The organism is Ferrovum sp. PN-J185 (assembly GCF_001581925.1).
GTDB lineage: Bacteria > Pseudomonadota > Gammaproteobacteria > Burkholderiales > Ferrovaceae > PN-J185.
The window spans coordinates 1-20,152 of record NZ_LQZA01000006.1 but is presented as its reverse complement, the minus strand read 5'-3'; the positions used below and the strand labels follow the sequence as shown (position 1 = coordinate 20,152).

Annotated in this window: 17 protein-coding genes, 1 tRNA gene and 2 rRNA genes; 9 read left to right on the top strand and 11 right to left on the bottom strand. The window is 41.6% G+C overall.

Going from position 1 to position 20,152, the window contains the following annotated elements; genetic code table 11:
- Position 1: 1 nt before the first annotated feature.
- Complete coding sequence (locus FV185_RS09155) at positions 2-1,654, bottom strand: SulP family inorganic anion transporter (protein ID WP_067496823.1); 1,653 nt, start codon at positions 1,652-1,654, stop codon at positions 2-4.
- Between the two features lie 85 nt (positions 1,655-1,739).
- Here FV185_RS09155 and FV185_RS09150 point away from each other — a divergent pair, with 85 nt between their 5' ends.
- Complete coding sequence (locus FV185_RS09150; protein WP_067496820.1) at positions 1,740-2,093, top strand: MarR family winged helix-turn-helix transcriptional regulator; 354 nt, start codon at positions 1,740-1,742, stop codon at positions 2,091-2,093.
- Positions 2,094-2,124: 31 nt separating this feature from the next.
- Entirely contained in the window at positions 2,125-2,661 is a 537-nt protein-coding gene (locus tag FV185_RS09145) for a hypothetical protein (protein ID WP_067496817.1), read from the top strand.
- Here the strand turns inward: FV185_RS09145 and FV185_RS09140 are convergent.
- The 7 genes from FV185_RS09140 to FV185_RS09110 form a co-directional block, all read right to left on the bottom strand.
- Positions 2,658-2,897 carry a hypothetical protein gene (locus tag FV185_RS09140; RefSeq protein WP_067496815.1) on the bottom strand — a complete coding sequence of 80 codons (240 nt, stop codon included), beginning with the start codon at positions 2,895-2,897 and terminating at the stop codon, positions 2,658-2,660. The genes FV185_RS09145 and FV185_RS09140 overlap by 4 nt on opposite strands.
- A gap of 61 nt (positions 2,898-2,958) precedes the next feature.
- Entirely contained in the window at positions 2,959-4,752 is a 1,794-nt protein-coding gene (locus FV185_RS09135; protein ID WP_067496812.1) for an alkaline phosphatase family protein, read from the bottom strand.
- A 66-nt stretch (positions 4,753-4,818) separates the two neighbouring features.
- The gene (locus tag FV185_RS09130; protein WP_067496809.1) at positions 4,819-5,604 is read right to left on the bottom strand and encodes a hydroxypyruvate isomerase family protein; all 786 of its coding nucleotides are present in this window, start codon (positions 5,602-5,604) and stop codon (positions 4,819-4,821) included.
- Entirely contained in the window at positions 5,604-5,981 is a 378-nt protein-coding gene (locus tag FV185_RS09125) for a hypothetical protein (protein WP_067496806.1), read from the bottom strand. The genes FV185_RS09130 and FV185_RS09125 overlap by 1 nt, the downstream gene beginning before the upstream one ends.
- Before the next feature lie 19 nt (positions 5,982-6,000).
- Positions 6,001-6,681: a TSCPD domain-containing protein gene (locus tag FV185_RS09120; RefSeq protein WP_067496804.1), complete on the bottom strand. Its 681-nt coding sequence runs from the start codon at positions 6,679-6,681 to the stop codon at positions 6,001-6,003.
- A 24-nt stretch (positions 6,682-6,705) separates the two neighbouring features.
- Positions 6,706-8,850: an adenosylcobalamin-dependent ribonucleoside-diphosphate reductase gene (locus tag FV185_RS09115; protein WP_067496803.1), complete on the bottom strand. Its 2,145-nt coding sequence runs from the start codon at positions 8,848-8,850 to the stop codon at positions 6,706-6,708.
- 148 nt (positions 8,851-8,998) lie between these two features.
- Positions 8,999-9,814: an SDR family NAD(P)-dependent oxidoreductase gene (locus tag FV185_RS09110; protein WP_067496802.1), complete on the bottom strand. Its 816-nt coding sequence runs from the start codon at positions 9,812-9,814 to the stop codon at positions 8,999-9,001.
- 103 nt (positions 9,815-9,917) lie between these two features.
- Here FV185_RS09110 and FV185_RS09105 point away from each other — a divergent pair, with 103 nt between their 5' ends.
- The 4 genes from FV185_RS09105 to FV185_RS09090 all read left to right on the top strand — a co-directional run bounded on the left by FV185_RS09105 (position 9,918) and on the right by FV185_RS09090 (position 14,241).
- Positions 9,918-11,030 carry a fatty acid desaturase gene (locus FV185_RS09105; RefSeq protein ID WP_067496801.1) on the top strand — a complete coding sequence of 371 codons (1,113 nt, stop codon included), beginning with the start codon at positions 9,918-9,920 and terminating at the stop codon, positions 11,028-11,030.
- Positions 11,030-12,286 carry a chromate efflux transporter gene (chrA, locus tag FV185_RS09100; protein ID WP_067496798.1) on the top strand — a complete coding sequence of 419 codons (1,257 nt, stop codon included), beginning with the start codon at positions 11,030-11,032 and terminating at the stop codon, positions 12,284-12,286. Before FV185_RS09105 ends, chrA begins: the two co-directional genes overlap by 1 nt.
- A gap of 34 nt (positions 12,287-12,320) precedes the next feature.
- Positions 12,321-13,625 (top strand): NAD(P)/FAD-dependent oxidoreductase, encoded by a 1,305-nt coding sequence (locus FV185_RS09095; protein ID WP_067496795.1) that lies wholly within the window; start codon positions 12,321-12,323, stop codon positions 13,623-13,625.
- A 97-nt stretch (positions 13,626-13,722) separates the two neighbouring features.
- Positions 13,723-14,241 (top strand): phasin family protein, encoded by a 519-nt coding sequence (locus tag FV185_RS09090; protein ID WP_067496792.1) that lies wholly within the window; start codon positions 13,723-13,725, stop codon positions 14,239-14,241.
- On the opposite strand, the gene FV185_RS09085 is transcribed toward FV185_RS09090, so the two are convergent.
- The 3 genes from FV185_RS09085 to FV185_RS09075 all read right to left on the bottom strand — a co-directional run bounded on the left by FV185_RS09085 (position 14,238) and on the right by FV185_RS09075 (position 15,662).
- Complete coding sequence (locus FV185_RS09085) at positions 14,238-14,633, bottom strand: rhodanese-like domain-containing protein (RefSeq protein ID WP_067496789.1); 396 nt, start codon at positions 14,631-14,633, stop codon at positions 14,238-14,240. The genes FV185_RS09090 and FV185_RS09085 overlap by 4 nt on opposite strands.
- Before the next feature lie 109 nt (positions 14,634-14,742).
- The gene (locus FV185_RS09080) at positions 14,743-14,955 is read right to left on the bottom strand and encodes a hypothetical protein (protein ID WP_067496786.1); all 213 of its coding nucleotides are present in this window, start codon (positions 14,953-14,955) and stop codon (positions 14,743-14,745) included.
- A gap of 143 nt (positions 14,956-15,098) precedes the next feature.
- Positions 15,099-15,662, bottom strand: a complete 564-nt coding sequence (locus tag FV185_RS09075; RefSeq protein WP_197457858.1) for an HNH endonuclease — start codon at positions 15,660-15,662, stop codon at positions 15,099-15,101.
- A 357-nt stretch (positions 15,663-16,019) separates the two neighbouring features.
- On the opposite strand from FV185_RS09075, the gene FV185_RS09070 reads away from it, so the two are divergent.
- From FV185_RS09070 to FV185_RS09060, 3 genes are all read left to right on the top strand, one after another.
- Positions 16,020-17,556 (top strand): 16S ribosomal RNA (locus FV185_RS09070).
- Positions 17,557-17,635: 79 nt separating this feature from the next.
- A tRNA-Ala gene (locus FV185_RS09065) sits at positions 17,636-17,711 on the top strand.
- Between the two features lie 263 nt (positions 17,712-17,974).
- A 23S ribosomal RNA gene (locus tag FV185_RS09060) occupies positions 17,975-20,152 on the top strand; the annotation flags it as partial.

Sequence of the window (20,152 nt, the reverse complement as noted above, 5' to 3'; positions counted from 1 at the left end):
GCTATGGGGAGAGTGACGAGATGGTATCGTGACTCCCCCCCTTCCATTCGCTAATGTGTTGTACTAAGTTATCCATTCCAATTTTTTCAGTAATACCTGATTGAATTAGTTGTGACATGACTTTTTTGTTGGCGCCGCATAGAACCAATTGCGTATTGTGTAAACGACATTTATCAGCAAGATTAAATAAGGTTTTAATTCCTGTTGCGTCAATTAAAGGGACTTTTCTTAGTCTTAATACCAAAGCCTCTGCATGAATATGGGCGCTTGCTAGCGAATGCTCTAAGCGTGATGCAACACCAAAAAAGAAAGGACCTTCTAGTGCATAGACCATAGTGTTTTTTGGTAAGCTAACCTGTTCATCATTTATTTCTGCGTTGATATCGTCAATAGATAATGCTTCAACAGCCACACTATCAGACATATTTTTCATAAATAGTAATGCTGCCATCACAACGCCAATATTGACAGCGATGACCAAATCAACAAATACAGTAAGAAAGCAGGTGGTAAGTAAAATAAAACGGTCTGAAAGTGGTGAGAAACGTAGCATATAAATGAAAGTATGCATTTCACTCATGTTGTAAGCAACAACAAAGAGTATGGCAGCCAAAGCGCAAAGTGGGATGTGAGAAGCCAGCGGAGCGAAAACCACAATAATAGTAATTAGAGTGAACGAGTGAATAATACCGGCTAACGGAGAGTTACCTCCATTTTTAATATTGGTTGCTGTACGCGCAATGGCTCCTGTTGCTGCAAAACCACCAAACAATGGACTCACTATATTAGCAATACCTTGGCCAATTAATTCTTGGTTCGAATTATGGCGAGTATTGGCCATACCATCGGCTACCACTGCAGATAATAATGATTCAATCGCACCCAATAAAGCGATAGTGAAAGCGGGTCCAATAAGTTTTAGTACTTCATTATAAGTAAGGGGTAGCAAGGTAAAACTGGGCAGAGTTTGTGGTATGCCGCCAAATGTACTACCAATTGTTGCAATGCCGTTTAAACCTAAAGACCAGTGAACGGTAGTAGCAAAAACCATCGCAATAAAGGGGGCCGGAATAGTTTTAATAATTCGTGGTGCAACAATTAAAATAAGTAATGTTGCTAGTGAAAGAAGTGTGGTTTGTATATTAAGCTGAGGGAGCTCGTGAATAAGAGCCAATAACTTTTGATGAAACAGTTCACCACTTACCGTGTTGTTAAGTCCAAAAAAATATTTCCATTGACCAACAAAAATAATAATAGCAATACCAGAAGTAAATCCCGTAATGACTGGGTCAGGAATATATTTAATGACCCCGCCAAGTTTTGCAACCCCCATAGCGATCAAAATCACGCCCGCCATTAGGGTCGCAATTTGTAACCCACTGAAACCATATTTGGCAGTGATACCTGAGAGAATGGCAATAAACGCACCAGTTGGACCTGCAATTTGTAGGCGACTTCCACCTAGAGTAGATACAAGCAATCCTGCCACTATGGCTGTATAAAGCCCTTGTTCTGGCTTGGCGCCTGAGGCAATAGCAAAAGCCATAGCAAGCGGGAGAGCGACAACCCCCACTATGACGCCGGCCAGTAGATTACTTAGCCAATGTTTTTTTTGTAGGAACCCAGAGCGATAAGCGTCTATCAAAGCAATCATAAGAAAAAAAATATATTAATGATATATTAAAAATGTTAATATTAAACATATAAATCATTACGTTTAATTAATAAGTGAACTAATTATGTCAAAAGCTATTAAGACCTCATCAACTTATTTGAAATTCGTTAACCTTGTGAATTCATTGAAAGATTTACCTACTTTTCCACAAATGGATGCACTCGAAACAAGGTTAATTCATGTTCTCGCATCTGCTTGGCAACAAGATACTAAAGTAAGTATTTTAGATGCAATTAATATGATTCCTGATATATCCTATTCTACAGTTCATGGAAGAATCAAGGACCTTAAAGATAAAGGTATGATCGGTGTGGAAATTGATGCCCATGATAAGCGTATTAAATACATAATTCCAACAAAAAAGACAAATTTTTATTTTGAAAAGATGGGAGAGTGCCTCATCAAAGCGCAGCGTTGATGAGAATAATTCAAATTTTAACAATTGCCCCATGTATATTGGGGTTATATTCTTCTCTTTGGCTTGGTTTTTCCTCTATCGTCTTAATGGATGGTTATTTAGTCAAGAAATAACCTCTCATTTTGCCAGTTGGATATTTTTACCCCAAATTGTACGATTAATTGCAGTGTTGATTTGTGGCTGGCGTGGAGCAATTGGATTGTTTGTTGGTGCACTACTTACTGGAGACTACAGTTCCGATAGCGCAATATTACACAGTATTGTTCTGGCCTTTTTGTCATCAATAGGCGCCTACATTGCGGTATATTTTTTTCTTTGGTGGGCACGACTACTTGATACATTATCAGGTTTAAAGGGCCGTCATTTATGGCAACTTGCACTGCTTGGAGCAATATTCAACTCGATCCCCACTAATACATATTTGTTTTTTTCAGGACTAATCACTAACTGGTGGATGGGAGTACTACCTATGCTCTCAGGTGACTGGTTTGGTAGTGCTATCATGCTATATATTATGAGGTTAACTCAAAAATTATGGAGTCGTTATTCCATTGGTAATCTTAATTAATCTGAATTAATTTTACTTTGTATCTCTCTTGCAACTTCCAAAGCCCCTTCAACACCAGATTTAATATGCTGAGGTAAATCCGGATCTCCAACAAACTGCCCTAGGGTTTCAACAACGCTGTAAACAAGCCCTTTGATAGCACCATTAACATGCTCATGCTGTTCTGTTTCGCTTTTAAGATGGTCAACCGCATCTAACAGGAATTTAGCTTGTTCTTGTTTTGATAGTTTAATCATGTCTGCTCTTTTTTGAGTATGTCTATCAATGATGATCCGTCAAAAAAAGATCGTCAAGTGTTTAATATAAACCAAGCGTTGAGCCTGAGAATCCTCCGCTATCTAAATATATATGCGATCCCACTTTTTGGATATTTAAAATAGTTTGTTTACCTTCATGACCTGGATCGGATACTTTCTTGAGGCGACTAAACGGCATTTCTTTGCCATTGATGAGAGCTTCCTCTAGAACGCGCCCTAGTTTAATATCAGTGGCGTTAAGAGGAGTAAGTCCAAGTAAATAGCGTAGAGTTGTTCCCATGTCCACATTACTAGAGGGAGCGCGATCAGTGTAATTGGTCTTAAAATCAGGGCCGATAGCAGCCATGAAAGGATAAGTGTCGGCACGATTAAAGTTACCATGCATCCCTTGTCCTTGCTGAAGGGTAGTATCAGCGATTTCTACACTACAAGTATAGGGTTGACGGCAAGCAGTATAAGAGCTTCTGAAGTTGACTACTATAGCCGGAGTTGGTGTTTGTGCGGAACCAATTAAGCCAATATCACTAAAAGTTAAGGTTCCAGGATAATGCCCTAATTTATCATCAACAAATACACCACTTACGTAATCTTCATGGAATAAGATATCAATAATCTTTTTTATCATTGTGTTATCTACAGAATGATCAAGATAAATTAAATCTGACCCACCGTTAGCGACAACGCTAACCTGTGGATGAGTAACATCTCGCCCAAGTAAGCCGTTGCCTGCGAGAGGGTGTTCATTAGTGCCAATTTGATGATTAGGTTGATTCGCATCAAATAAAGGTAAATTAAGAGCGCGACTTAAATCAATCGCTAAAAACCCAGGAGGTAGTTGATGTGTAGGGACATCAGAATAGGTTTGATTAACACTATCACTTGTTTTGCTTTCTTTCCATATGGTTGAAAAACCATGATCTGCTGCAACCACTACATCTGTACTATTATCTAAACCAAGTACTTTTAATGAGCTCATTAACTGATTTAGATTATCATCAGCATTTTTGATGGCTGATAAAGAAGTTGGTCCATTAATTCCAGGTATGACCTGTTGTAAGCTATCACCCTGGTTATGTTGTGTTCCATCAGGATCTCTTGACCAGAAGATTAATACAAAAGGTTTCTGTTGGTTTTTTAGATATGGAAGCAGAATTTTTGTAGTGACATCAATAAAATATTGTTGTTGTTGAAGATTGTTAGTGAGAGTACCTGGTGTTGTAGCGTTACCAGTTTTACCATTATCACCTCGTCCAGGTGTCTCTAAAGGTAATTGATTTTGAGTTAGCAAATCACGAATAGCCTGGGGCAATGTCGAGTTGTTATGTCCAGTCATATCATCGATCAAAATGGGGAAATCAGACTGACTACGCAGCGGATGAAACAGTTTGGTGGGACCAACTTTACCAATTACAGCAGTGTTAAATCCATGTGATTGTGCGTCATCAAGTAACGCATTAAATTTCATTAGTTGCCCTGAGAATTGGTCTTCAAGTTCATCAATCACTCTATCGTTTTCAAGAAAAGGAGTGTTAGTATCACGGGCCTCATGATTTGTTTCTTTGGTATAAATAGTATTACTAAAAATACCTGTGTCACCTAAAATATGCCCTGTGGAAAAAACTGATGCGTTAGGCATGGTGAGAGTCGGATAAGCCGAATGGTTGTTTTTGAAAAATACACCGTTGTTTTTAATTTGGTTCATGGTGGGGGCGTTCTGCGCGTTAACCATAAGGGCCCTAAGTCCGTCTGGAACAAATAGAATAAGATTATGTTGTTCAGCAGCGTAAGCTAAGTTAGAGATTATAAGTAACAGTAGTAACGACCATTGACGCATTATTTTTTCCCGACTCAATAAATTCATTCAAGATAAAATCTTATGATGACAATTTAATGACATTAATTAAGAATAGTTTTTAAACCATTTCAATCCTGCTGATGTGCTGTGTTTCGGAGAGTACTCACAGCCAATGAAGTGTAAATAGTTTTGTTCATCAAGCAAATTAAAAATATAAGAATAATTGACTTCACCCACATCTGGCTCTTGACGGTGAGGAACCCCGGCTATTTGTACATGCCCTAAAATACCATTATCTAAGGCATAGTGAATATGTTTTGTAAGTGACCCCTCAGTCAATTGACAATGAAATAAATCAAGTTGTAATTGTAACTGTGGGTGATTGAATTGCTTGATGATAGCAATAGCTTGCTCTTGATACGTGAGATAGTAGCGAGGAATAGTCTGCTGACTAATTGGTTCAATTAATAATGTTATTGGATAGCCAGAAACCCTCTCAAGAGCCCACTCTAAGTTATCTAAAAAAGTTTTATCAGCCTCTGTTTTGTCGCTAATGTTAGATAGTAAACCCGACATAATATGAATTCGTGGACAATTTAAGGCTAGCGCTGTTGGAATAGCCTCACTTTCAAAAAGATATCTAAAACGTGTTTTATGGGCAGGATGAATGCTTATTCCTCGTTCCCCTTGAGACCAGTCACCTGCCGGCGCATTGATCAAGACCATTTCTAGATCTTGCTCTTCTAATTGATTTGTTATCTCTGCTATAGAATGATCATAAGGGAAAAGGCATTCAATCGCCTGAAATCCATCAGTACGCGCACGACAAAAGCGCTCAATGAAAGGGACTTCTTGATAAAGCCAAGATAAATTAGCAGAGAAACGTGGCATTAAGCGAGTATCCCGCCTGTTAATATAACAATTGCTCTAATAACCAGTAAGGCTTTCGCTTGCCCGCGATGTGTTTTACGTACTTCGCTGTCGCCTTTAAGAATCTTGCGTGCAGTTGCTATTTGAACCCATTCAAGTGCGTATAATGCCACCAATAGACCAAAATGCATCCAGATGCCAAAAGAGGTGATATCCCCCTCTTCAATTAATCGGTGCCACCAGTTACGATGTGTTACTAGATAAAAGGGCATTAGAACGTCAAAAGCAATACACCCTACCATCACGGGTATATGAAACCAACGTAATCGATGGAGTTTGTATGCAGCAAGCATCAACAAATAACTGATGATTGCTGCAATAAAAGGCGCTTTAGTCAAAACGTTGTGAGGCTGTTAGTTAATTACACTTACTGTCGCCGCAATTAAGGCAAGTAAGACAGTTGTCCATGACTATCACGGCCTTAGTTGAGCATTTGGCGCAAAGTTGCGCCCCTTCTGGAAATCCTGAATTATCACCCTCATTAGAGGCATTTTGTTTTTCAGTGTACTCTTTCCTTTTGGCTTCAATGAACGCTTTTTGATGCGCTTCGGGTTCGTTTCTTTTTAACATGCCAATTTCGTGTAGATGTTCTTTCAGTACTTCACCAATTTCGGCCACAAGACTAGGAATATATTTTCCTCCTTTTTTGAAATAACCACCTTTTGGATCAAAAACACTTTGTAGCTCTTCAACCAAGAAGGTAATATCTCCACCTTTACGAAAAACAGCAGACATGACTCGCGTTAAAGCAACGATCCATTGAAAATGTTCCATGTTTTTTGAGTTAATGAAAATCTCAAATGGACGTCGATGCTCTTGAGCTGTTCCTTCGTTCATAATGACATCGTTTATAGTAATATAAAGTGCATGTTCACTAGCTGGCGTTTTAATTTTGTAGGTGTTACCAACAAGTTTGTCGGGTCTTGATAAGGGTTCTCCAAACAAATGGATTTCAGCAGTCTTGGTTTCTGATGCTTTTTGTTCTTGCTCAGTCACCACCGCATAACCTGTAATTTTTTTACTAATTGTAATTGTCATTCTTTTTCTCCAAAAAAAGCTTAATTAAAACTTACCGTAATAGCCTTCTTTAAGGGCGTCATAGAGATTGGCTGCGGTATGGGTTTCACCATCGTATTCAATTTCTTCATTACCTTTTACTTCGACAACGGTGCCATCATCTAAAGTGAAACGATAAGTGGTGTTTTCAAGGTCTTTCTCAGTTACCAATACCCCTTGGAAAGCCTCTGGATTGAAACGGAAGGTGGTGCATCCTTTCAGACCTTTTTCATAAGCATAAAAATAGATATCTTTAAAATCCTCATAAGGGTAATCAGTAGGAACATTGATGGTTTTTGAAATGGAGCTATCAATCCACTTTTGTGCAGCTGCCTGAATGTCCACGTGAGCTTTAGCAGGTATAGTTGACGAATCAACAAAGTAGTCTGGAAGTTTTGCATCACCTGTTTCAGCGAAAGGCATTGCTTGTGGATTTACAAATTCACGATAGGCTAACAATTCATATGAATACACATCAACTTTTTCTTTCGACTTTTTCCCTTCTCGAATTACATTGCGACTATAGTGATGAGCAAAAGAGGGTTCAATACCATTACTTGCATTGTTACCTAACGACAAAGATATAGTTCCGGTTGGTGCAATTGATGTGTGATGCGTAAAGCGCACACCTTTAGTAGCAATTTCATTTTGCAATGCCTCTGGAAACTGCTGCATATAGCGACTGTATTTGCCTAGTAACACTTTACCCTGAATTTTGTCCCCCACTTTGATTCCGTCACGTTTCATTTCTGGACGTTTACTAAGCATTTCAGAGGTTACTTCAAACAACTCTTCAAGAATTGGAGCAGGGCCCTTTTCTTCGGCTAGTTCAATGCCAACTCGCCAGCCTTCTTCTGCCATTACTCGTGTTACTTCGTCAGTGAAAGAAATTGACTCCTCGCTGCCATAAGTCATTTTAAGTAGAGTAAGTGTTGAACCTAAGCCTAAATACCCCATTCCGTGACGACGCTTATGCATGATTTCTTGTTGTTGTTGAGGAAGAGGAAGACCATTGATATCTACCACGTTATCAAGCATACGGGTAAATATACGAATGACTTCACGGTATTCTTCCCAGTCAAAATGAGCCTGATCAGTAAAAGGTTTTTTAACAAATTTAGTTAAATTTACTGATCCTAATAAACATGCACCATAGGGAGGGAGCGGTTGCTCACCACATGGATTGGTAGCACGAATGTTTTCGCACCACCAGTTATTATTCATTTCATTAACACGATCAATTAGTATGAAGCCAGGTTCAGCATAGTCATAGGTGGAGGACATAATAATATCCCACAGACGTTTCGCTTTAATTGTTTTATAAACACGACAGGCCACCTTGCCATCATCGCGTGTCACGTACTTATTATGAACTGGCCATTCACGCCAAATAATCTCTGGTGACATATTAATATTGACACCATCAGCCAGCGCTTCACTTTCGGTGATCGGGAAGGCTAATTTCCAATCTGTATCCTGTTTGACTGCCTCCATGAACTCTCTGGTGATCAAACAAGACAGATTAAATTGTCTTAAACGACCCGCCTCACGTTTTGCTTTAATAAAATCAATCACGTCAGGATGTGAAATATCAAAAGTTGCCATCTGTGCACCGCGACGCCCTCCTGCAGAGGAAACGGTAAAGCACATTTTGTCGTATATATCCATGAAAGAAAGGGGACCGGATGTATATGCTCCTGCACCAGCGACAAAAGCTCCTTTTGGGCGAAGGGTAGAGTATTCATATCCAATACCACAGCCTGCCTTAAGTGTTAATCCTGCTTCATGCACTTTTTCTAAAATACCATTCATGCTGTCTTCAACAATTCCTGATACAGTGCAATTAATGGTGCTGGTAGCAGGTTTATGTTCTTGTGCTCCAGCGTTTGAAGTAATGCGACCAGCGGGGACAGCACCGCGTCTTAACGCCCATAAAAACTTGTCAAACCAGTAAGCCCGCTTTTCAGGTGTAGCCTCTGTTTCTGCCAATGCCTTAGCTACACGTACAAAAGTGTCATCAATAGTCTCATCAACGGGTTGTCCATGTTTGTTTTTCAAACGATACTTCTTATCCCAAATATCAATAGATACGGGTTGCAGTGTGACATCGTCTTTTTGATTGGACTCGTTAAGTTTTACGGCTGTAAGCATGGTTTTCCTTGGTTTTTATGTGTTTTTTAAGAAATTATTACAAACCACAATATCTTGTGGTTTTTGTGTGAAATTAACGCTTTTTATTGTGGTCGTCAACTGTCTATATTCTATAAGGCTTTGCGTCACTATGGTTTTACGATAAACATTACAAAATGCTATTTTTGTGAAAAAAATAGCTAATTATTTTGATATACCAAGATCTCGGGAGGCGCCTTAAAAATTGTAAGAATAATGTGAAGCGTTTTGGGAAATGAATTTCAAACTGCCCTTTTTCTAGCCCTAAAATAATAGCTTGTGCTGCTTCATCAACCTCCATCAGCGCAGGCATGGGGAAATGATTGTTGGCTGTCATTGGTGTGGCTACAAAACCTGGGCAAATAATATAAATACCAATGTGATGAGGATGAAGCTCAGCGTACAGTCCTTCTGCTAGGTTATTTAGCGCAGCTTTTGTTGGTGCATAGGCTAAAGCACGAGGTAAACCACTATACCCAGCGACACTACTAATCATAGCAAGGCCTCCTGCACCATTTTTAATGAAATCTGGGATGATATGACTAATAACGCGATAGTAACCTGTCAAATTGGTCTCTATGGTATTGATTACGGCAGGTAGCTGTTGTGGGTTGAACTCTTTAATAGATAGGGCATCATAAGTTCCGGAAGCAATAATCACTAAATCAATTTTTTGATGATACAGTTTAACTCTTTGATATGTTGCATTAATTTCTTCTTCACTAAGGATATCGCAAGGTAGTATTGTAGTGTGAGAAGTGGAAAAAGAGTCACAAGTGCGTGCTACCTCATTTAATTTGTCAAGCGAGCGAGCTGATAATACTAAATGAGCGCCTTTTTTAGCTAATATGCTTGCTAAGGCAGCGCCAATACCACTTGATGCGCCAATTATCCAAATTACTTTATTTTTCCATGAGTGAATTGGGGGGTTGGATGAAAAAAACATGGAAAACCTCGATTTTGTAATAATAAATGATGACTGATTTCATTTCTTTTTGCTAAAATCTACTTATTTGTAAATAATTACAACAAAATAACTAGTATAAACTATGACAATACATCACATAACTGATTCCCCAAATACTATAATCCCTGTAGTGTCTCCAGACGCACCCTTTCCTGGACGTAAAACAGTTCGTAGTTGGTTAATTCCCCTTAGTGGAAAGGAAACGCTGACACCGCTTCTGCTGTTGGCTTTAGATACAGCTTTGTTTGTCTCACTGATAGCTGCCACTGTGTGGTTTTCATCATGGCCGTTAAAGCTTTTGTGTGGCCTGACAGCGGGATTTGTTATTGGTCGACTATTTATTTTAGGCCATGATGCTTGCCATCAAAGTCTTACTCCTAATCGTTCCTTAAATAAGGTTGTTGGTCGTTATGCCTTTCTTTTCTCATTAACCCCTTATAGTCTTTGGGATGTGGGCCATAACATTGTGCATCACGGTCAAACTAACTTGAAGGGGTTTGATTTTGTGTGGTCACCTTATTCAGTTGAGGAGTTTCAAGCTTTATCGCCCACGCGCAAAATATTAGAAAGGTTATATCGTTCTGGATGGGTTCCAGGCTTATACTATTTTATTGAAATGTGGTGGAATAGAATGTATTTTCCATCTAAAACTTATATGGGAGCTAAACGTCCCTCTTTTGTTTGGGATGGCGTGCTGGTAACCGTGTTTGCTTTTTTATGGAATGCGGTATTAATAGTAGCGGCTATTAAAACCAATCAATCCGTTGCTTTAACGATAGCTATGGGTTTTGTTGCACCTTTTGCTTTTTGGAATTTTATGATAGGTTTCGTGGTCTATTCTCATCATACTCACACTTCAGTTGCCTGGTATGACAATAAATCCGAATGGACCAGTGCTCAGCCTTATGTATCAACTACAGTACATTTAATTTTCCGTTTCAAATTTGGCGCGTTGATGCATCACATAATGGAACATACTGCGCATCATTTGGATATGGGGATTCCTCTATACCGATTAAAAGAGGCGCAGAATTTTTTAGAAACGCACTTGCCAGGACGAATCATTGTTCAACCATTTAGCTGGAAATGGTACTTTGAGACCGCGCGTTTATGTAAACTTTATGATTTCAAAAATAAGCGTTGGCTTGATTTTTCAGGAAAACCAACAAGCGATTCGCTGGCGCAAGCGGCTTAATGGATTTATCGCCAAGGCCTTCTTTTAAAGAAGCTTTTAAATATTGGCATCGCCTTGGTTGGGTTAGTTTTGGTGGTCCTGTTGCTCAGGTAGCAATGATGCATGAGGATCTGGTTGAGAAAAAACGCTGGATCGATGAAGAGCAATACCGTCGAGCTCTAACACTTTGTACATTATTACCTGGGCCTGAAGCACAACAGCTTGCAACCTATCTTGGTTGGGTGTTGCATGGTTCTTTAGGGGGATTGTGCGCCGGACTGCTGTTCATCGTTCCTTCTGTATTTATTCTGTTAACTTTTGCCTTTTTATTTGTGCACTTTGGACAGTTAAATCTAATTAGCTCATTTTTATTTGGTTTAAAGCCTGCTGTTTTTGCTTTTATTTCTCTAGCAACAATTAAGATTGCAAAAAAAAATCTTTTACAAGATAAACAGTTGTGGTTAGCTATTGCGGCTTTTTTCTTGGCGCTGTTACATGTCTCTTATATAGTTATTTTTCTTGGCGCAATGGGGATTGGATATATGTGGTCACGTACTATACAAAGTGATTATTCCCGTTCTTTAACATTACATTCTTTATTTAATAAACAGGACCTGTATTACGTTTTATTGGTAATGGCATTAGTGGCATTTAGTTGGATATTGCCAATTACACTTATTACAATGATGCATTTTCAGGCAGCCTGGTTTCATAAGCTAACCTTGTTTTTTACAGGGACCGCTTTGTTTTCCTTCGGTGGCGCTTACACAGTGCTACCTTACGTCTGGTCGGGTGTAACTGCAAAACATTGGTTAACCAATAATGAGATGATCAGTGCATTAGCTCTCGGTGAAACCACACCGGGTCCACTCATTATGGTGGTTGCATTCGTGGGTTTTTTAGCTACTTGGAATCAAATTCATCCAGTTGATCTCAGCCAAAATTGGTTTGCACTTGTTGGTGGTTTGATTGCGGTATGGTACACATTCTTACCCAGTTTTTTAGGAGTATTCTTAGGCGCACCTTTGGTTGAGCGTTTGGGTGGTTTACCGGATTTTAAAATAACATTTTCTGCGCTATTTTCAGCAGTAGTGGGTATGATGTTTTTACTGGTATTACGAACTACTGGAACAATGCTACACGCAGGACATTGGCAAGTTGATTTTATTCAATTGATGATAGCAATGTTGGCCTTTTTTTTACTATGGAAAAAACCTCAATTTCCTGTTTGGGCTGTAGTGATCTGTTGCGGCCTTGTGGGTATATTTGTACATTAAACCTTTCTACTTTTATTTCTAAAAAGAGGTGTATATGCACCAGATTGTCATAGTTGGTGGTGGAGCTGGTGGCCTTGAGCTTGCCACTCGGTTGGGTGACACCTTAGGGAAAAAGAATGTTGCAGAGATCACGTTAATTGAAAAATCTCGAACTCACTTTTGGAAGCCCCATTTACATGAGCTGGCAGCTGGTAGCGTAGATCTTGATATTCACGAATTAGATTATTTAGCACAATCTTATTGGCATGGGTTTCGTTATCGAATTGGCGAAATGACCGGCATAGATCGAGAAAAACAACTGGTGTATGTGGCACCTTACATGGATGATGAAGGTAATGAAGTCACTGAAGCTAGAAGTTTTTACTACGATACATTAGTTATTGCCGTAGGCAGTCAAACTAACGACTTTGGTACACCAGGAGTAGGTCAGCATGCTGTTGCATTAGAAAGTACGGCTGAAGCAGATCGTTTTCATCGCAGGCTAGTCAATGCTTTTCTCAGAGCTCATGCGCAAAGTACGCCTCTACGTCCAGAACAATTACAAGTTGCCATAGTAGGGGCAGGTGCTACGGGCGTGGAGTTAGCAGCTGAACTACACAACGCAACACGTGATCTCGTGGCTTACAATCTTGACCGAATTGAACCTGATAAACATATTAATATTCATTTGGTTGAAGCGTCTAACCGTATTCTTCCTGCGCTTCCAACACGTGTTTCAGATGCGGCACATAAGATGTTGACTAAGTTAAATATACAGGTTCATACAGGGGTTGCTGTTGCTGAGGTAATGGAAAATTCTGTGCGTTTGGCTAACGGTGTAATCATTCCAGCAGAATTGGTTGTCTGGGCTGCAGGTGTTAAAGCGCCTCATTTCTTAACACAATTAGGTTTACAGACCAACTCTATAAATCAATTGATGGTCAAACAAACGTTACAAACCCTTGACGATCCAAAAATTTTTGCGATTGGCGATTGTGCGGCTTGTGTTTGGACAACTCACCCTGGTAAGTTTGTTCCGCCAAGAGCTCAGGCCGCTCATCAACAATCCAATCATTTAATTAAAGAGTTGCCAAAATGGATCAGGGGAGAATCATTACGTGATTTCCACTATCGTGATTTTGGTTCGCTGGTGTCTTTGGGTGAGTACACGACAGTTGGTAATTTGATGGGTAATTTTGCCGGTGGAAATTTATGGGTAGAGGGCTTGTTTGCACGCTACATGTATATTTCGCTCTATAAGTTACACGAGATGGCGTTACATGGATTTTGGAAAATGGCTTTGACAACATTATCTCGATTTATCAGTCGACGAACAGTCCCTCATGTGAAGTTACATTAAATTGGATCTGTGCAATTTTATTGTCTTTATGTCATAGTATGTTTAATAACAATATTTAGACATTTATGGAATAAGTTAATCAGTGAGGAGGGAAATCATGTCAGCAACCCCAGAGCAAATGTTTAAAGTACAACAAGAGAATCTAGAACGATTATTAAGTTTATCAAAAGTATTGTTGGATAGTACTGAGAAAGTCTCTCAAGCCAGTTTAGGTATTGTGAAACAGCAGATTCAGTCACTTCATGAGCAGGCTTCTCGTTTGGCAAACGCAAAAACACCTCAAGAGTGGTATCAAATCCAAATGGATTATATAAAACCTTCTGGTAACAGCGCTCAAGAACACGTTACAAAAACCTATGAGATTTCTAAAGAAACGGCTCAAGAGGTAGCTAATATTATTCAAGGCCAAGTAGAAGATTTCAATAAAAAAGTGAGTGAAGCATTCAATGAAACTTTGAAAAGTATGCCGCAAGGATCTGAGCCAATGACTGCTGCGTTTAACTCACTTATGGCAGCAGGAAACAATGCTTACGCTTCAGCACAAAAAGCATTTAAACAAGTAGTTGAACTGGCTGAGAATAACGCTAAAAATCTCAGCCAAATGAATAAACTTTAATCTTGTTTGGTTTTCTCTGCGACAGGGGCGCCTGAGTTTTTCCAGGCGCCAAACCCACCTTTAAGGTGTTTAACGTTCTGAACTCCCATATCTAGTAACGTTTTTGTTGTTAATGCGCTTCTCCAACCCGACGCGCAGTATAGAATAAAGCTGGTTTTTTCTTGAAACACTGTTTTGTGATAGGGTGATTCTGGGTCAACCCAAAACTCTATTAAACCTCTTGGGGCATGAAAAGCGCCAGGGATCATGCCATCTCTTAACAGTTCAGCGGTTTCCCTGATATCAACAATTAACGTTTCTGTATTATTTTGTGCAGCCTTCACATCATCTACGTCACAACTCTCTATGACTGCATTGGCTTCTTCAAGAAGAGTTAAATATCCTTTTTTCATAATTTGTCCTCAAAAATAAATAGGGCGACGTAAAACGTCGCCCTATTAGTGAGTTGCATCAATCACAATAATTTTATTACGTGATTGTTAAGAGATTACTCTCTTAATATTATTTTGCCTCAGCTTTTTTAGCTTTATGAGCTTTTTTAGCTTTGTGCTCTTTTTTCATTTCTTTTTTCATTTCTTTTTTAGCTTCTGGTTTTGCATCTTTAGCAGCAGGAGCGGCAGCAGCAGGAGCAGCAGCAGGAGCGGCAGCATCAGCAGCCATTGCGGTTACAGAAAAAGCAGCTAAAACAGCGGCGATCAGTGCGGAACGAATCATGATAATTTCCTTTATTAATTAATACACTAGTGATTAAAACCCTTTCGGGTAGTTAATTTTACAGATAAAAACTGTAATATTGCAATGGCCAAAACGTTTCAGATGGTTTGAGGTTGACAAATTTGTCTCATTTTGCAAACAAACTAACTGTAAAGTCGGCTTGATTGTGGCACTCCAGCCATCAAATAGTCCATCTGGTCAGCAAGAATCCGTCTGTTTTTTAAAATGAAGTGCTCATAACGATTAGGGGTATAGGGGATATAAAGAAGGACCATATGAGCTTCTTCAGGGGTTTTATTGGATTTTTTTGTATTGCAATGGCGGCAAGCTGTAACAACATTAGTCCAATTATTTTTCCCACCTCGCGAAACAGGGATAATGTGATCACGTGATAAATTTTTAGGAAGATAGTGTTCACCACAGTAGGCGCAAACAAATCTATCGCGATTAAAGAGCAAATGATTAGTAAGCCCAGGTTGTTGACCTATTAATTTAGAACCATGATTACTACCTTTAATTGCGATAATAGATTTGGTTTCAATTTCAGAGCGGTTACCCTCATGATCCCAGCCACCATGAAATGTTGCTAAAGAATTGCCCAGTGACCAGGCAACCATATTTTTAGCATGATAAGTAATAGCTTCTTCGACCTCTACCCAGGCTTGCGGCAAACCAGACATGTCAACAGTGAGTACATAAGGCATCATAATGTTTTAAATTCCTGTTTTGACCTTAACTTTACTTTGAATAGTGATTTTATAAATTTTATATCATAAATGAAATATATTATTTTTTTATTGAAATTCAATTAGGTAGGCTGTTTTTTTGTCATTAATAAGAAGTTCAGAAAAAGTTTTTTATACTTTTTTTACAATAAAGCATTGACCGTAATTATAAGCGATGTATAATAGCTGTCTTTGGTTCACATGTTGTTTAAAAGACATCTGAACATGTTCTTTAAAATTTAGATAAACCGATAGGTGTGGGTACTAGTGAGGAGTAATTTATTAGTATTGACACTTAAAATTTCCGTTAGGTTATTTGAGTGATTTTGTGTAGGAATTGAACTGAAGAGTTTGATCCTGGCTCAGATTGAACGCTGGCGGCATGCTTTACACATGCAAGTCGAACGGCAGCACGGGGGCAACCCTGGTGGCGAGTGGCGAACGGGTGAGTAATACATCGGAACGTATCCTTGAGTGGGGGATAACGCAGCGAAAGTTGTGCTAATACCGCATGAGCTCTGAGGAGGAAAGTGGGGGACCGTAAGGCCTCACGCTGAAGGGGCGGCCGATGTCCGATTAGCTAGTTGGTGAGGTAAAGGCTCACCAAGGCTTCGATCGGTAGCTGGTCTGAGAGGATGATCAGCCACACTGGGACTGAGACACGGCCCAGACTCCTACGGGAGGCAGCAGTGGGGAATTTTGGACAATGGGGGCAACCCTGATCCAGCCATGCCGCGTGAGTGAAGAAGGCCTTCGGGTTGTAAAGCTCTTTCGTGAGGGAAGAAACGGCCATAGTGAATAGCTGTGGTTACTGACGGTACCTCAAGAAGAAGCACCGGCTAACTACGTGCCAGCAGCCGCGGTAATACGTAGGGTGCGAGCGTTAATCGGAATTACTGGGCGTAAAGCGTGCGCAGGCGGTTTGTTAAGTCAGATGTGAAAGCCCCGGGCTTAACCTGGGAACTGCGTTTGAGACTGGCAAGCTAGAGTCTGTCAGAGGGGGGTAGAATTCCACGTGTAGCAGTGAAATGCGTAGAGATGTGGAGGAATACCGATGGCGAAGGCAGCCCCCTGGGATAAGACTGACGCTCATGCACGAAAGCGTGGGGAGCAAACAGGATTAGATACCCTGGTAGTCCACGCCCTAAACGATGTCAACTGGTTGTTGGGTAACTTGTTTACTTAGTAACGAAGCTAACGCGAGAAGTTGACCGCCTGGGGAGTACGGTCGCAAGATTAAAACTCAAAGGAATTGACGGGGACCCGCACAAGCGGTGGATGATGTGGATTAATTCGATGCAACGCGAAAAACCTTACCTACCCTTGACATGTACGGAATCTTGCTGAGAAGTGAGAGTGCCTGAAAGGGAACCGTAACACAGGTGCTGCATGGCTGTCGTCAGCTCGTGTCGTGAGATGTTGGGTTAAGTCCCGCAACGAGCGCAACCCTTGTCATTAATTGCCATCATTTAGTTGGGCACTTTAATGAGACTGCCGGTGACAAACCGGAGGAAGGTGGGGATGACGTCAAGTCCTCATGGCCCTTATGGGTAGGGCTTCACACGTCATACAATGGCAGGTACAGAGGGTAGCCAACCCGCGAGGGGGAGCCAATCTCAGAAAGCCTGTCGTAGTCCGGATTGTTCTCTGCAACTCGAGAGCATGAAGTCGGAATCGCTAGTAATCGCGGATCAGCATGTCGCGGTGAATACGTTCCCGGGTCTTGTACACACCGCCCGTCACACCATGGGAGTGGGTGATACCAGAAGTAGGTAGTCTAACCGCAAGGAGGGCGCTTACCACGGTATGATTCATGACTGGGGTGAAGTCGTAACAAGGTAGCCGTAGGGGAACCTGCGGCTGGATCACCTCCTTTAAGAGAACAGGGACGAAAGTCCCTCAGCCTCACTCGTATCCACATCTATCGGTTTATTAAATCAAGTAACAGATCAATTGGGGGTGTAGCTCAGCTGGGAGAGCACCTGCTTTGCAAGCAGGGGGTCATCGGTTCGATCCCGTTCACCTCCACCAGTTTTTCAGATTAGATTCTGTATTGGTGGAGTGAATCTACTTCCCCATAAAAACTTATGAGATTAGCGGTAAGACAAAAGTTTTACCACTGATCTTGTTGATCAGGCCGATTTGTTCGGTTTATGTTCTTTAACAATCAGGAAGAAGTAAAGAAATGGGTAGATTGCATTGCTGGTGGTGCTTAAGGGTGCTGCTGGTGATGAAACAAACACATGGAGAGTATGATTTTAGATGCTTATGGAAGTAGGTGTCTGAGGTTATAGGATCAAGCGAATAAGTGCATGTGGTGGATGCCTAGGCGATTACAGGCGAAGAAAGACGTGGTAGCCTGCGAGAAGCTCCGGGGAGCTGGCAAACGAGCATTGATCCGGAGATGTCTGAATGGGGAAACCCACCCGCGAGGGTACCCATGACTGAATACATAGGTCATGAGGAGCGAACCTGCTGAACTGAAACATCTAAGTAGGCAGAGGAAAAGAAATCAACCGAGATTCCCGTAGTAGTGGCGAGCGAACCGGGAAGAGCCTGCAACATTTAGCCATTAATTTAGCGGAACGGAATGGAAAGTCCGACCATAGTGGGTGATAGTCCCGTACGCGAAGGATTAGTGGTGGAACTGGGGTTGCGACAAGTAGGGCGGGACACGTGGAATCCTGTCTGAAGATGGGGGGACCATCCTCCAAGGCTAAATACTCGTAATCGACCGATAGTGAACCAGTACCGTGAGGGAAAGGCGAAAAGAACCCCGGGAGGGGAGTGAAATAGAACCTGAAACCGCATGCATACAAACAGTGGGAGCCTCGAAAGGGGTGACTGCGTACCTTTTGTATAATGGGTCAGCGACTTACATTCTGTGGCAAGCTTAACCGAATAGGGGAGGCGTAGCGAAAGCGAGTCTGAATAGGGCGAATAGTCGCAGGGTGTAGACCCGAAACCAGATGAGCTATTCATGGCCAGGTTGAAGGCAGGGTAATACCTGTTGGAGGACCGAACCCACTAGTGTTGAAAAACTAGGGGATGAGCTGTGGATAGGGGTGAAAGGCTTAACAAATCTGGAAATAGCTGGTTCTCTCCGAAAACTATTTAGGTAGTGCCTCACGTATCACTTCTGGGGGTAGAGCACTGTTTTGGCTAGGGGGTCGTTTAGATCTACCAAACCAAGGCAAACTCCGAATACTGGAAAGTGTGAGCGTGGGAGACAGACACCGGGTGCTAACGTCCGGTGTCGAGAGGGAAACAACCCAGACCCTCAGCTAAGGTCCCCAAGACGTGGTTAAGTGGAGAACGAAGTGGGAAGGCGAAGACAGTCAGGAAGTTGGCTTAGAAGCAGCCATCCTTTAAAGAAAGCGTAATAGCTCACTGATCGAGTCGTCCTGCGCGGAAGATGTAACGGGGCTCAAACCATGCACCGAAGCTAGGGATATCAGTAATGATATGGTAGGAGAGCGTTCAGTAGGCCTGAGAAGGTGAGGTGTGAACCTTGCTGGAGGTATCTGAAGTGCGAATGCTGACATGAGTAGCGATAAAGCGGGTGAAAGGCCCGCTCGCCGAAAACCCAAGGTTTCCTGCGCAACGTTCATCGGCGCAGGGTGAGTCGGCCCCTAAGGCGAGGCTGAGAAGCGTAGCTGATGGGAAATCGGTTAATATTCCGATACCTTTGTGGAATGCGAAGGGGGGACGGAGAAGGTTAGGCAAGCCGGGTGTTGGATGTCCTGGTTTAAGCGTGTAGGCAGATCTCTTAGGTAAATCCGGGGGGTTAATGTCGAGGCGTGATGACGAGTAGTCTTAGACTATGAAGTTGCTGATACCAAGCTTCCAAGAAAAGCCTCTAAGCGATAGTTTCACGAAGACCGTACCGCAAACCGACACAGGTGGGTAGGATGAGAATTCTAAGGCGCTTGAGAGAACTCGGGTGAAGGAACTCGGCAAATTAGCACCGTAACTTCGGGATAAGGTGCGCCCCGATGATGTGAAGGTCCTTGCGACTGGAGCAGTAAGGGGTTGCAGTGAAATGGTGGCTGCGACTGTTTAATAAAAACACAGCACTCTGCAAACACGAAAGTGGACGTATAGGGTGTGACGCCTGCCCGGTGCTGGAAGGTTAAGTGATGGGGTGCAAGCTCTTGATCGAAGCCCCAGTAAACGGCGGCCGTAACTATAACGGTCCTAAGGTAGCGAAATTCCTTGTCGGGTAAGTTCCGACCCGCACGAATGGCGTAACGATGGCCACACTGTCTCCACCCGAGACTCAGCGAAGTTGAAGTGTTTGTGAAGATGCAATCTCCCCGCTGCTAGACGGAAAGACCCCATGCACCTTTACTGTAGCTTTACATTGGACTTTGATGAGATTTGTGTAGGATAGGTGGGAGGCGTTGAGAGCATGCCGCTAGGTGTGCTGGAGCCGACCTTGAAATACCACCCTGATGTTATTGAGGTTCTAA

Excerpts from the sequence above, each read along its gene's own strand:
- FV185_RS09110 (WP_067496802.1), bottom strand. The coding sequence starts at position 9,814 with ATGTTTTTTTCATCCAACCCCCCAATTCACTCATGGAAAAATAAAGTA.
- FV185_RS09085 (WP_067496789.1), bottom strand. The coding sequence starts at position 14,633 with ATGAAAAAAGGATATTTAACTCTTCTTGAAGAAGCCAATGCAGTCATA.
- FV185_RS09120 (WP_067496804.1), bottom strand. The coding sequence starts at position 6,681 with ATGACAATTACAATTAGTAAAAAAATTACAGGTTATGCGGTGGTGACT.
- FV185_RS09115 (WP_067496803.1), bottom strand. The coding sequence starts at position 8,850 with ATGCTTACAGCCGTAAAACTTAACGAGTCCAATCAAAAAGACGATGTC.
- FV185_RS09075 (WP_197457858.1), bottom strand. The coding sequence starts at position 15,662 with ATGATGCCTTATGTACTCACTGTTGACATGTCTGGTTTGCCGCAAGCC.
- FV185_RS09105 (WP_067496801.1), top strand. The coding sequence starts at position 9,918 with ATGACAATACATCACATAACTGATTCCCCAAATACTATAATCCCTGTA.
- FV185_RS09080 (WP_067496786.1), bottom strand. The coding sequence starts at position 14,955 with ATGATTCGTTCCGCACTGATCGCCGCTGTTTTAGCTGCTTTTTCTGTA.
- FV185_RS09145 (WP_067496817.1), top strand. The coding sequence starts at position 2,125 with ATGTATATTGGGGTTATATTCTTCTCTTTGGCTTGGTTTTTCCTCTAT.
- FV185_RS09130 (WP_067496809.1), bottom strand. The coding sequence starts at position 5,604 with ATGCCACGTTTCTCTGCTAATTTATCTTGGCTTTATCAAGAAGTCCCT.
- FV185_RS09155 (WP_067496823.1), bottom strand. The coding sequence starts at position 1,654 with ATGATTGCTTTGATAGACGCTTATCGCTCTGGGTTCCTACAAAAAAAA.
- FV185_RS09140 (WP_067496815.1), bottom strand. The coding sequence starts at position 2,897 with ATGATTAAACTATCAAAACAAGAACAAGCTAAATTCCTGTTAGATGCG.
- FV185_RS09150 (WP_067496820.1), top strand. The coding sequence starts at position 1,740 with ATGTCAAAAGCTATTAAGACCTCATCAACTTATTTGAAATTCGTTAAC.
- chrA (WP_067496798.1), top strand. The coding sequence starts at position 11,030 with ATGGATTTATCGCCAAGGCCTTCTTTTAAAGAAGCTTTTAAATATTGG.
- FV185_RS09090 (WP_067496792.1), top strand. The coding sequence starts at position 13,723 with ATGTCAGCAACCCCAGAGCAAATGTTTAAAGTACAACAAGAGAATCTA.
- FV185_RS09095 (WP_067496795.1), top strand. The coding sequence starts at position 12,321 with ATGCACCAGATTGTCATAGTTGGTGGTGGAGCTGGTGGCCTTGAGCTT.
- FV185_RS09135 (WP_067496812.1), bottom strand. The coding sequence starts at position 4,752 with ATGCGTCAATGGTCGTTACTACTGTTACTTATAATCTCTAACTTAGCT.